This window comes from Nostoc sp. (genome assembly GCF_036917395.1).
Classification (GTDB): Bacteria; Cyanobacteriota; Cyanobacteriia; order Cyanobacteriales; family Nostocaceae; genus Nostoc.
Window position 1 is genome coordinate 210,505 of the sequence record NZ_JBALDI010000004.1, and the last position, 13,083, is coordinate 223,587.

General features: G+C 42.2%; 9 protein-coding genes, 1 tRNA gene and 1 CRISPR repeat array. Of the genes, 8 read left to right on the forward strand and 2 right to left on the reverse strand.

The window, feature by feature from the left end; genetic code table 11:
• Nucleotides 1-2 precede the first annotated feature (2 nt).
• The 5 genes from V7K46_RS03285 to V7K46_RS03305 all read left to right on the forward strand — a co-directional run bounded on the left by V7K46_RS03285 (nucleotide 3) and on the right by V7K46_RS03305 (nucleotide 6,628).
• Nucleotides 3-3,107: a type I restriction endonuclease subunit R gene (locus V7K46_RS03285; RefSeq protein ID WP_335111007.1), complete on the forward strand. Its 3,105-nt coding sequence runs from the start codon at nucleotides 3-5 to the stop codon at nucleotides 3,105-3,107.
• A gap of 144 nt (nucleotides 3,108-3,251) precedes the next feature.
• The gene (locus V7K46_RS03290) at nucleotides 3,252-3,668 is read left to right on the forward strand and encodes a hypothetical protein (protein WP_335111009.1); all 417 of its coding nucleotides are present in this window, start codon (nucleotides 3,252-3,254) and stop codon (nucleotides 3,666-3,668) included.
• A gap of 192 nt (nucleotides 3,669-3,860) precedes the next feature.
• Nucleotides 3,861-4,097, forward strand: coding sequence for a hypothetical protein (locus V7K46_RS03295; protein ID WP_335111011.1), 237 nt, complete (start codon nucleotides 3,861-3,863; stop codon nucleotides 4,095-4,097).
• Between the two features lie 197 nt (nucleotides 4,098-4,294).
• Nucleotides 4,295-4,615: a hypothetical protein gene (locus tag V7K46_RS03300; RefSeq protein WP_335111013.1), complete on the forward strand. Its 321-nt coding sequence runs from the start codon at nucleotides 4,295-4,297 to the stop codon at nucleotides 4,613-4,615.
• A gap of 90 nt (nucleotides 4,616-4,705) precedes the next feature.
• Nucleotides 4,706-6,628 (forward strand): GmrSD restriction endonuclease domain-containing protein, encoded by a 1,923-nt coding sequence (locus V7K46_RS03305; RefSeq protein WP_335111015.1) that lies wholly within the window; start codon nucleotides 4,706-4,708, stop codon nucleotides 6,626-6,628.
• A 208-nt stretch (nucleotides 6,629-6,836) separates the two neighbouring features.
• Here V7K46_RS03305 and V7K46_RS03310 read toward each other — a convergent pair whose 3' ends face one another.
• A complete protein-coding gene (locus V7K46_RS03310; protein WP_335111017.1) occupies nucleotides 6,837-7,082 on the reverse strand; it encodes a hypothetical protein in 246 nt (81 codons plus the stop codon).
• An 88-nt stretch (nucleotides 7,083-7,170) separates the two neighbouring features.
• Between V7K46_RS03310 and cas12k the strand changes: the two genes are divergently transcribed.
• The gene (gene cas12k, locus V7K46_RS03315; RefSeq protein WP_335111019.1) at nucleotides 7,171-9,345 is read left to right on the forward strand and encodes a type V CRISPR-associated protein Cas12k; all 2,175 of its coding nucleotides are present in this window, start codon (nucleotides 7,171-7,173) and stop codon (nucleotides 9,343-9,345) included.
• A 504-nt stretch (nucleotides 9,346-9,849) separates the two neighbouring features.
• Nucleotides 9,850-10,608: a CRISPR direct-repeat array (repeat unit 37 nt; unit sequence GTTTCAACAACCATCCCGGCTAGGGGTGGGTTGAAAG).
• Nucleotides 10,609-10,863: 255 nt separating this feature from the next.
• Here the strand turns inward: cas12k and V7K46_RS03320 are convergent.
• Nucleotides 10,864-10,937, reverse strand: a tRNA-Pro gene (locus V7K46_RS03320).
• A 136-nt stretch (nucleotides 10,938-11,073) separates the two neighbouring features.
• Between V7K46_RS03320 and lipA the strand changes: the two genes are divergently transcribed.
• Both lipA and V7K46_RS03330 read left to right on the forward strand, forming a co-directional pair.
• Entirely contained in the window at nucleotides 11,074-11,952 is an 879-nt protein-coding gene (lipA, locus tag V7K46_RS03325) for a lipoyl synthase (RefSeq protein ID WP_335111021.1), read from the forward strand.
• A 58-nt stretch (nucleotides 11,953-12,010) separates the two neighbouring features.
• Nucleotides 12,011-12,937, forward strand: a complete 927-nt coding sequence (locus tag V7K46_RS03330; protein ID WP_335111023.1) for an NAD(P)H-dependent glycerol-3-phosphate dehydrogenase — start codon at nucleotides 12,011-12,013, stop codon at nucleotides 12,935-12,937.
• Nucleotides 12,938-13,083: the final 146 nt, after the last annotated feature.

Genomic DNA, 13,083 nt, shown 5'->3' on the forward strand with positions numbered 1-13,083 from the left:
GAATGAATAATTTGACTGAAGTAATAGTTGAAACTGCAACCATAGAATGGTTTACTGAACTTAACTACAGATCGCTAAACGCCTCAGAAATAGCCCCTAAAGAACCCAACGCCGAACGCCAAGACTATGCAGATGTTGTCCTAATTAATCGCCTTTATTCTTCCCTAATAACAATTAACCCCCAGATTCCTGCCGGCGCTATCGAAGAAGCCATTCGCAAACTTACACGCAGCGAAACTCCCAGCCTATTTGAAAATAACCGCCGCTTCCATAAATTCCTCACCGATGGCGTAGATGTCGAATACCAAACATCAGAAAGAATTGTCTACGACCAAGTTAAAATAATCGACTTTATTAACCCAAACAAAAACGACTGGTTAGTAGTTAATCAATTTAATGTTATTGAAAATAAACAAGAACGCCGCCCTGATGTAGTAGTATTCATTAATGGCTTACCTTTAGCTGTAATTGAACTCAAAAATCCAGCTACCGAAAATGCCACAATTCAAAGCGCATTTAACCAACTCCAAACCTATAAACAAGATATCCCTAGTTTATTTACATATAACGAAATCTTAGTAGTTTCCGACGGTACAGAAGCCAGAGCCGGAACCCTCACCTCTGACTGGGAAAGGTTCATGCCTTGGCGCACAATTGATGGAAAGAACATTGCTCCTAAAAAGACCGCAGAACTAGAAGTTTTAATTAAAGGCATCTTTGAAAAACACTGCTTTCTCGACTTACTAAAACACTTCATTGTTTTTGAAGTAGACGGTAGCAATATTACAAAAAAAATGGCGGGCTACCACCAATTCCATGCAGTCAATAAAGCCATTGAACGTACTGTGACAGCTACATCACCAGCAGGTGATAAACGTGTCGGTGTGGTGTGGCACACTCAAGGTAGCGGAAAGAGTTTAACAATGGCATTCTACGCCGGAAAAATCATCCAGAATCCAGAAATGGCAAACCCAACTCTGGTTATTCTGACAGACCGCAACGATTTAAACGATCAATTATTTAACACCTTTGCTTATTGTTCTGACTTGCTGCGCCAGAACCCAGTCCAAGCCAAAGATAGGGAAAACTTAACAGAACTTCTACAAGTTTCGTCTGGTGGCATTGTCTTTACCACCGTTCAGAAATTCGCACCAGAACCAAGGCAACAATACCCAGAACTTTCTCTCCGTCGCAACATCGTTCTGATTGCAGATGAAGCACACCGTAGCCAATACGGTTTAAAAGCGCGCGTAGTCATAAGTCAAGATGAAAGCAACACCTGTATTGCTTATGGTTTTGCCAAACATTTAAGAGATGCTTTACCTAACGCCTCATTTATTGGCTTTACAGGAACTCCTATAGAATCAACTGATATTAATACACCAGCAATATTTGGTGACTATATTGATATTTACGATATCCAAAGAGCAGTTGAAGATGAAGCCACAGTCCGAATTTATTATGAAGGACGTATGGCGAAACTGGAACTCTCAGAATCAGAACGCCCTCACATTGATCTAGAATTTGAAGAAGTCACCCAAGGTGAGGAACAGTTAACCAGAGAACAGTTAAAAACCAAATGGGCAAGATTAGCAGCTTTAGTAGGTGCAGAAAAACGCATTGCCCTAGTTGCCAAAGACATTGTAGAACATTTTGAGCATCGCCAAGAAATTATCAACGGTAAGGCAATGATAGTCTGCATGAGCCGTAAGATTTGCGTAGAATTGTACGATGCAATTATCAAAATTCGTCCAAATTGGCATCATCTCGACGACGATAAAGGAACGCTGAAAGTTGTGATGACAGGTTCAGCAGCAGATCCTTTAGAATTTCAACCACATATCCTTAATCAATCAAGACATGAAGTACTAGCAAAGCGATTGAAAAATGAACATGACCCGATGAAGTTGGTAATTGTGCGGGATATGTGGTTAACAGGATTTGATGCGCCATGTTTGCACACCATCTACATTGATAAACCAATGCGTGGTCATGGGTTAATGCAAGCCATAGCCAGAGTTAACCGCGTCTTCAAAGACAAACCAGGCGGTTTAGTTGTGGACTACTTGGGCATTGTTGACCAACTCAGATCAGCGCTGAGAGATTATAGTGCTGACAGTCAAGGTCAAACAGGCATTCCTCAAGAACAAGCGATCGCTCTCATGCTAGTAAAGTACGAAAACGTCACAGCACTGTTAGACGGTTTTGACTATTCGCCGTTCTTTACAGGTACTCCATCTGTGTGTGTCTCCACCATCCCCGCCGCAATGGATCATATTCTGGGATTGGAAGATGGACAACAGCAATTTATCAAAGCTGTGAACGAATTAGCCAAAGCCTTTGCTTTGTGCAGTTCTAGTGATGATGCGATCGCAATTCGGGATGAAGTCGGTTTATTCCAAGCTATTCGCGCTGCTTTTGTCAAACACACTACAACTGGAGGTAAAAGCCCCGAAGATGTAGATACTGCAATTCGCCAGATTGTTTCTAACGCCGTTGCGAGTGATGAGGTAGTAGATATTTTCGCTGCTGCTGGGGTGAAAAATCCTGATATTTCCATCCTCTCCGATAAATTTTTAGCAGATGTCCGCCAACTACCCCAGCGCCACCTAGCTTTAGAACTGCTGCGGAAATTAATTAACGACGAAATCAAAACGCGATCGCATCGTAACTTAGTACAGTCCCGTTCCTTTGCCGAAATGCTGGAACAGACAATCAAAAGATACCAGAACCGCGCCATCGAAACTGGCCAGGTGATGAGCGAATTAATCGAACTAGCAAAAGAAATCCGGGAAGCGACAAAGCGAGGCGAAAGCCTGGGGTTATCGGAAGATGAACTAGCTTTTTATGATGCCTTGGATTTAAATGATACTTCAGTTCAAGCATTAGGTGATGAAACCCTCAAAGCGATCGCTCGTGACCTTGTAGATACAGTTCGCCGCAACGTTACCATCGACTGGACACAAAAAGAAAGCGTCAAAGCCAACCTGCGCCGCTTAGTCAAGCGCCTACTGCGGAAATACGGCTATCCACCCGAAAAGCAAGAGAAAGCGATGGTGACAGTCCTGCAACAGGCAGAGTTACTGTGTAAAGATTGGGCTGCGTGAGGAGGAGAAAGTGCGATCGCACTCACTATAGAGAGTGGTTTACCTACAAGCAGTTTGTACAAGACAATGCTTTCTAATCTTTGATAGTTTAGAGATTAGAAATTTAACACTTCCTTTAACCGTCCAAAATTACGGTAAATAAAAATGAATACATTACTTTTTCAAGTTCAACTTGAAATGCTCCATTTATGTCTGTTATGCAGCGAAAGTGAAGTCAAAGAAATTGAACTCATCCTGCCATCAGCAGCAAGTATGGCAGCACTACGCGGAGTTGCATTACATAAAAAGTTCAGTGGGGGGAAAAATTTGACCTTAGCTGAAGCGATCGCACAACAAAAACCTCTCACCCTTGAAGATATTGATAAAATGGTGGATTTTTTTGAGAAATTCAAACCAGACATGGATGATCCAGGGTGGTACAACCCTGAAAACCCTTCTGTAGGTTGGATTCGTTGGTCTCTCATGGGAGGCCAGTCTGGTAAAAACTGGTCAATAAACACCAAAAAGATGCTTGAAGAAGGTTTGAAAGATAAATCTATAAAAATAAAGACGCTCGAATAAATATACAGCAGGAAAAATACTAAAGCTTCCAGTTTTTCTAGGTAGGTCTATTTATTTGGCGATCGCAACCAGGAATACTAATATAAGTATAGTCGTGAACTCCGACTCTTACCACAACCACAGCGAGAAAAGGTGATAGACAGCGATACGCTTTCAACCCAATATATAATCGACGTACTCAGTAGACTACCTTTGGAGCCTCTAGAATACTGTCAGCGATGGGTTGAAATACCTTCAGATGAACGTGGTTATCGCAAAGCTTGTGTTACGGCTCTAGCCGAGGCTACAGGCTTAAGTCCACGTACAATTAATGACTGGGGCCCGAACTTTGAAAGGCGACCAGATCACGTTTTACACGTTCTCAGAATGGCGGATATGCTTAACCAGATCAGGAAAATAGTCTTACCGCCTGATTATCCGCAAAAATAATTTAATCGGGTTTTCCGACTAAAGTACTGGTATTGTGGGCAGAGATTTCTTAATCTGTAGACTGCTGTATTAGACTGCCGCTTGAGTACAACAGCAGTTGCCTACACTTTTGAATCAACAAATTAAAAGTAGGCAATTGCCAACATCAAATCACTCAAGCCTTCATCTGGTACTTGCCCATCCATTACCAGCCAAGATTGCTTGTGAGACTTTCCCCTAGTCCAGAAGAGCAGAGGATTGATGCTATCCGTCAGCTGCCTTTGGAGCCGATGGAATATTGTCGTAGGTGGGTAAATATTGACCCAGCCAGAGGTTATCGTAAAGCTTGTATCAATGCTCTGGCACAAGCCACAGGGTTAAGTCCTCACACCATCAAAGACTGGGGAACCAACTTCGACAGACGACCACATTACATTCCTTTCCTGCTGCGACAGGCTGATTTACTCAATCAATTTAAACAACTAGTTATCAGCCAACAAATAATTTTGCCTACCAACTTTCTGACTAACTGTTCGTGATTTGCGAGTAACTTATGATAAAAGCTCTTGCTGATACAGCTAGAGACGTTTTATTCTGTCCTACATCTGTATTCATTCGTGTGAAAATAAGTGACATTTTATCATCCTAAAATTGCTCGCATTTCACAAAATAAAACTAATTTACCTGCGCTGGCAGCAGTATCTGAACAAAGGGCAGTAACTTCAGAACAGCAAATGCATTCTATCAGTACATTTGATATCACAAAATATCCTTTACTAGATATTTTAAAAGATATAAAAACTGGACGTATTCAACTGCCAGATTTTCAACGAGATTGGGTTTGGGATGATGCTCGTGTACGTCGCCTACTTGCCAGTATCTCACTTGCATACCCCATTGGTGCAGTCATGATGCTCCAGCAAAGTAACCAGCAAGTCCAATTCAAACCCCGCCTCATCGATAACGTTAAAGAGCCAAAGTATGATAAGCCCAACCTGTTAATTCTTGACGGTCAGCAACGCTTAACCACTTCATTTATGGTTTTGCTGTCAGAACAACCCGTTGTCATTAAAGACCAAAAAAGCCAAAAGCTGATAAAAAAATGGTATTACCTCGATATTGCCAAATCCCTTGACCATAACATCGATCGCCGTAGTGCTATTATTGCTTTCCCGGAATCAAAACAACTCCGAACATTTGGTGGTGAAATTATAGACTGTTCCACTCCAGAAAATGAGTATGAAGCAGGACTATTCCCATTATCAAAAATCTTTTTATTTTCGGAATGGAGAAGTAAATATTCCAAATATTGGCAATATGATGCCCAAAAACTTGAACTCATCGACACTTTAGAACTAGAGGTACTCAAAAAATTTGAGCATTATCAAATACCAGTAATTCAACTGCGGGACTCCTTACCCAAAGAAGCAGTTTGCCAAGTCTTTGAAGATACCAACACCTCTGGTTGTGATCTTAACTACTTCGACTTGATGAGTTCCAGCTATTGCGCCAATGACTTCAGCCTTAGAGACGACTGGAAACTGCGGGAAGCTCGTTTTCAGCAATTTAAAGTATTACGTTTAGTCCGTAACACTGACTTTGTGCAAGCCGTAACTTTGGTAGCTGGCTACGTGCGGAGAATGGAAGTGATGAATAAAGGCGGCAATTTAGACAAATTGCCTGGTGTATCCTGCGGTCGTGGAGATGTTTTAAAACTTTCCATTCCAGAATACTCTACCTGGGCTGATAAAGTTACTACAGGATTTGAGGAAGCAGCCAGATTCCTGCATGGGCAGAAAATTTTTGACGCAATGGATTTGGCTTATCCCATTCAACTAGTTGCCTTGGCGGCAATTTTGGCTGTTTCAGGAGAACGTTCGCGCTCTGTTAAATCTCGTTCTATGCTGGAACGTTGGTTTTGGTGTGGGCTGTTCAGTGAGATGTACACAGGTTGGCACGAAACTCGCACAGGACGAGATGTAGTAGAAATGCCACTGTGGCTGCAAAAAGGGGGTTCACTGCCGTCGACAATCCGGGAAGCCAATTTCTTCCCAGAGCGGTTACTGACCGTAAGAAAGCGTTATGGTGCAGTTTACCAAGGTTTATCAGCCCTGCTGCGGCTTTCTGGGGCAATTGATTTCATTACAGGCGAAGAAATCAATGATGTGCTTTATTTTGAAGAACAGATTGATTCTCACCACATCTTTCCCGTCGCTTGGTGCAGAAAGCAAGGCATCGACTCCAAAAAATATAACTGCTTAGTCAACCGCACTCCTTTAAGTGCCAAAACCAACAAAAAGATTGGTAGTAAACCACCTTCGGCTTACCTCCAAGAGCTTGAGATGTCTGGCGTATTATCTCAGAGACTCGATGAAATATTGCGATCTCATGCCATAGATCCCGAAACTCTGCGGCGAGATGACTTTGAGGGATTTTTCCAAGCACGGACAAAGGCATTGTTGGAGTTAATCGGCAAAGGGATGGGTAAGTGCTTATACATTGAGGCTTTAGAGGATTTAGGCGGAAAGCATCAAAACAGATTTATTAACTAGACTGAATTCGGAAAGTTTATTCAAGAACTATTTGTAGTAATTACAACTTTGCTATAAGTCAAACTTAAGTGCAAACTAAAACAAAAGCAATGAGTAAGCCCTTTGATACTAATCGAGTGGAACAAGACTTGAAAGCAACACTGATTAGTAACGAGTCTCTGCCACCAATAGAAGAGGTAGCTAGGAACTGCAATCGCCAACTCTCCTGCTACTCTTCATCGGTAGCGGACTCTTTCTTTTTCAACCAGTGTCTAATCGCCTCCTCTAAAGCTGCTGTCTGCGTAACTTCCAGACGAGCGCAGGCAATTTCAAAAGCAATTTTTAAATCTTTAGGAATTCTTCCTCGAACTTCTCTAGTTTCTTCTGCCATCTGCACATACTGTCTTAGTTCGGGCTTAATTGTGGCACAGCCTTTTGACAAAAACACATTTGAGCTAAAAAGCTTTTGCGCCATTGCGTTATTACGCTTATAATATAGGTGGCAAAATTCAGTCAAAGACTAATAGAGCAACTCTCATTAAAGCTATATAGCGAAACACACTATGAGTTTTATCAATATTCAATGTCGTCTGGTCGCTCATGAAGCAATTCTTTGCCTCCTGTGGAAACTGATGGCTGAGAAAAACACGCCGCTTATTGATGAATTATTAGAACAGCTAGCAGAACATCCTGACTTCGAGACTTGGTTAGAAAAAGGTGAAGTGCCTAAAGGCACTATCAAGACAATATGCGACTCTCTCGAAACACAAGAGCGCTTTGCTGACCAGCCAGGTCGTTTTTACACATCAGCAGTTACTCTAGTCAATGAAGTTTATAAATCTTGGTTCGCTTTACAACAGCGACGACAGCGCCAAATAAAAGGGAAAGAGCGTTGGTTAAAGATGTTAAAGAGCGATATAAAACTACAGCAAGAAAGTCAATGCAATTTAGATGTAATTCGCGCTAAAGCTACTGAAATTTTAGATTCGTTTTTAACCAAGTTCGCTCAGGATAAAAATAAGCAATCCAAAACAAAAAAAGCCAAGAAGACTAAGAAAAATAAAAAAATATCTTCAAACACCACACTTTTTGGTGGATTATTTGATACTTACGATGAAATGGAAGACTGCCTATCCAAGTGTGCGCTTGCCTATCTGCTCAAAAATAACTGTCAGGTCAGTAAAGTTGATGAAGACCCTGATCAATATGCTAAAGGTAAACGTAAAAAAGAAATTGAAATTGAACGTTTAAGAAACCAAATCAAAAGTCGGAAGCCCAAGGGTCGAGATATTACAGCAGAAAATTGGTTAGAAACTTTAGAAGAGGCGACCAAGAAAGTTCCTCTAAATGAAGATGAGGCAAAGTCTTGGCAAGCTAGCCTCTTAAAAGTAAATAACTATATGCCATACCCTGTTGATTACGAAAGTAATTTAGACTTAGATTGGTTTATACACTCTGATGTTGCAACCAAAATAAAGTTAATCACAGCTTGCTTAAAGTTTTTAAAATGGTCACTAGATTGCGGCTCATATAGCTTCATGAGATATATTTATTCAGAAGTAGGATATATTTTCAAGAAAGATGTTAATTTATTGCTAGATTCTGATGAATTCATTCCACTTTTGCAAATATATTTTTTTAAATGGGCGCTAAATTCAGAAATGTACAGTTTTATGATGTATGTTTATGACAAATTATTGAAACTAAACAATAAAAAAGGTCGTATTTTTGTCAAGTTTAATGGATTGAAAGAAAACATAAAAAATCCTGAGTTTTATGTCTGTTGTGACTATCGCCAGCTTCATTATTTTCAACGCTTATGCCAAGACTGGCAAATTTGGCATGATGATCAAAATAAATACTCTGCTGGACTATTCTTACTCCGTTCTGCGCGTCTGCTCTGGCAGGAAAGAAAAGGTAAAGGTGAACCCTGGAAAATTCACCACTTGATTCTCCAATGTTCTATTGATACACGCTTATGGACAAAAGAAGAATCAGAAATAGTCCGCCTTGAAAAAATAGATAACACTAAGGAAAGTATTTCGGAAAAGAAAGGTAATCTCCGCAAGAGACAAAAATCGCATCACAAAAGCAATCTAACCAACAAACGAAAACTTAATAATCCATTCCCTGAGCGACCCAGTAAGCCTCTATATCAAGGTAAACCTGATGTTCTTGTTAGCGTTAGCTTTGGTCTAAATAAACCAGCAACTGTTGCTGTGGTAGATGCTGCCAGCAATCAAGTTCTGACTTATCGTAGTGTGAAACAACTACTCGGTAACAACTACAACCTACTAAACCGCCAGCGACAGCAACAGCAACGTCTGTCGCACGAACGCCACAAAGCTCAAAAACAAAACGCACCAAACTATTTTGGTGAATCAGAATTAGGACAATACATTGACAGATTATTAGCAGGTGCAATTGTAGCGATCGCAAAAACTTACTCTGCTGGCAGCATTGTTCTACCCAAACTCCACGATATGCGAGAAATAGTTCAAAGCAAGGTTCAAGCAAAAGCAGAGAAAAAAATTCCAGGTTACAAGGAAGGTCAACAAAACTATGCAAAAGATTATCGTATCAGCGTCCACCGTTGGAGCTACGGTCGATTAATCGAGAGTATTAAAACCCAAGCTGCAAAAAGTGGAATATATATCGAAAGCGGGTCACAGCCGATTAGAGGCAGCCAACAGGAACAAGCTAGAGATTTAGCTTTGTTTGCTTATCAACAGCGCTAAGTTGAGGTGCTTTAGTTAAAAAACTGAACCTTGAAAATATAATATGAGAATAATAGCGCCGCAGTTCATGCTTTTCGGAGCCAATGTACTGTGAAAAATCTGGGTTAGTTTGACGGTTGTCAGACCGTTTTGCTTTCTGACCCTGGTAGCTGCCCGCTTCTGATGCTGCTGTCGCAAGACAGGATAGGTGCGCTCCCTGCAATAAGAAGTAAGGCTTGAAAAAGTAATAGCCGTTGCTAGCAACGGTGCGGGTTACCGCAGTGGTGGCTACTAAATCACCCCCTTCGTCGGGGGAACCCTCCCAATATTTTTTTTGGCGTGTCGAAGTGGGGGCAAAATCCCTGGAGTCCCGCCAAAACTTTAAAATCCTTATCCAGTCTTGACTTAATAAACTAGCATGTCAATGCATTTAGTTTTTTAATTTTCAGTTCGAGACTTTTTTAAGCAGACCTGCCAAATTATGTGTATGGAAAGCTTTTATAGCAAGGGTTCTAGACGGGTAGAGTTTCAACAACCATCCCGGCTAGGGGTGGGTTGAAAGGGCGAAGTTGTCGGATACCGCGATCGCAATAAAGAGTTTCAACAACCATCCCGGCTAGGGGTGGGTTGAAAGTATTTAATAAATACATCATCCAAAAATCAGATGGGGTTTCAACAACCATCCCGGCTAGGGGTGGGTTGAAAGTCCAACAACTTCACCTACCTGCACCAGAGCCTCATGAGTTTCAACAACCATCCCGGCTAGGGGTGGGTTGAAAGTTTCAAGCTAATGTCAGACCAATTAAGCTTAAGGTTTCAACAACCATCCCGGCTAGGGGTGGGTTGAAAGAATTAACTGGCCGCAGCCACGCTATCAGAATTACGGTTTCAACAACCATCCCGGCTAGGGGTGGGTTGAAAGGGATCGGTGCTGCTTTGAATCACAGCAAGTTTTAAAAGTTTCAACAACCATCCCGGCTAGGGGTGGGTTGAAAGATCCAGAAGAAGTAGCCGCTGCTGCTGTTCAAAGTTTCAACAACCATCCCGGCTAGGGGTGGGTTGAAAGTTGAGCGATAACACGTGAACAGGCTACTATGCACTATCGTTTCAACAACCATCCCGGCTAGGGGTGGGTTGAAAGGGGAATATTGATGAATATGTTGCGATCGCACTTTCGTTTCAACAACCATCCCGGCTAGGGGTGGGTTGAAAGAAGCTGTAAGATGCGGTCGTCGTATAGGCTTTAGGTTTCAACAACCATCCCGGCTAGGGGTGGGTTGAAAGTAGATACGACTTAGACATATTTTTCAATGAGAGGGTTGAAAGGCGCACTTCGTTCGGGATTCTTCTGAGATTTGTGAGTATATTAGAAATGTAGTGGATAAAGTCCACATCAATAAAGAAAGTCGCCGACAGTAATTTGTTAACGGATGTCAGAAGTCAATCAACGACACTAATTTGTTAATACGACAAACAATTCGTTAATAACGACATTAATCTGTTAACGACGACAAATAATTAGTTATTCGACATAAAGAATCGGGATGACTGGATTCGAACCAGCGGCCCCTTCGTCCCGAACGAAGTGCGCTACCAAGCTGCGCCACATCCCGCCATAGAAATGGCATTATCAATTAAGAATATCACAACCTGTGCCAAATGACAGAATTACATCTATATATGATCACTTTATCTAAGGCTTTGCTTGCTACGATTAAATTTGTATAACTCTAGTGGTAAAAGCGGATTGTGACTGTAAAACCAGACTGGTTGCGGGTGAAAGCACCTGGACGTGAGCGCATCGGTAACGTTAAAGACATTTTGCGGGATTTAGCCCTCAATACAGTTTGTGAGGAAGCGTCCTGTCCGAATATTGGTGAATGCTTCAACGCCGGGACTGCCACGTTTTTGATTATGGGTCCGGCTTGTACACGCGCTTGTCCCTACTGCGATATTGATTTTGAGAAAAAACCCAAACCATTAGACCCCACGGAACCTGCACGACTAGCGTCAGCTGTTCACCGCATGAAACTTAATCATGTGGTAATCACTTCTGTAAACCGAGATGACTTGCTTGATGGTGGTGCATCTCAGTTTGTGGGGTGTATTAATGCGGTTCGCTCTGTTTCACCCAACACCACAATTGAGGTGCTAATTCCTGACTTGTGCGGTAATTGGAATGCCTTAGAGTTGATTCTACAAGCTGCGCCAGAGGTATTAAACCACAATACGGAAACTGTTCCACGCCTGTATCGCCGGGTGCGTCCCCAAGGAAACTACGATCGCACATTAGAATTATTGCAACGCACTCGTCAACTTTCTCCTAGCACATACACTAAATCCGGGATCATGGTTGGACTCGGTGAAACTGATGCCGAAATTCGCCAAGTCATGCAAGACTTGCGAACTGTAGATTGCGACATTTTGACAATCGGGCAATACCTCCAACCCAGTCAAAAACACTTGCAGATAAATGAATTTATCCACCCAGAACAATTTGCTGCTTGGAAGGCATTCGGCGAAGAAATCGGATTTTTACAAGTTGTTTCTTCACCCTTGACAAGAAGCTCATATCATGCAGGGAAAGTCCGGGAATTAATGGAACGTTATCCCCGCAGCCAATTTTAGATTTTAGATTTTAGATTGGTGAGCTAAGAGGATGCGGTGATGGGGAGACTCTTGATTAATGACTAATCCAAAATCTGTAGCAATTCTTGGTGCGGGTGCTTGGGGTGCATCTCTGGCAAATCTCGCCGCAGCGAATGGTCATAGGGTGCGCGTCTGGTCGCGTCAAGGTTCCCAAATCCAAGCAGTTTTAAAAGATGTCCAAATAGTCCTGTCCGCTATCTCGATGATTGGTGTGAGGGATGTTGCTTCCCAAGTTCAGTCTTTCCCCCTTTCTCCAGAGACAATTTTTGTCACAGCGACGAAAGGTTTAGACCCTCAAACCACCTGTACGCCGTCGCAAATTTGGCAAACAGTATTCCCTAACCATGCAGTGGTTGTCCTGTCTGGGCCTAATTTATCTAAAGAAATTCAACTAGAATTACCAGCAGCAACGGTGGTAGCCAGTAATATTCCCACGGCTGCTCAAGTAGTGCAGTTAGTATTTTCTTCTCAACGTTTCCGGGTATATACCAATCCCGATCCCTTGGGCGTGGAACTGGGGGGAACACTGAAAAATGTGATTGCGATCGCAGCTGGTGTATGCGACGGTTTACAACTGGGAACCAATGCCAAAGCTGCTTTAGTCACCCGTGGACTTACAGAAATGGTTCGCATTGGTAACGACTGGGGTGCAAAGACGGAAACATTTTATGGTTTATCGGGTCTAGGAGATTTGTTAGCAACCTGCAATAGTCCCTTAAGTCGTAATTACCAAGTTGGCTATCAGCTAGCTGGTGGTAAGTCACTCACTGAAATTCTGGCAAATTTACAAGGAACTGCTGAAGGAGTAAACACTTGTCAGGTTTTAATGCAACGAGCCAAGCAACAAAACATTCCTGTCCCGATTACCGAGCAAGTTTATCGGTTACTTCAGGGTGAAGTCACACCCCGACAAGCGCTTGATGAACTGATGCTGCGAGATATAAAGCCAGAGTACAACTACTAGTGCAGCGGGTGCGGAAGTCTGTCTACCTTTAACAAGGGATTTTGCCCTTTGTTGTCTAGTTAATTGAGATGGTAGCTGGATTATATGCGCCCACTGTACTAGTAGTCTGTCAAGTTGAAATTCATCGGTTAAAACTGACATGGTGA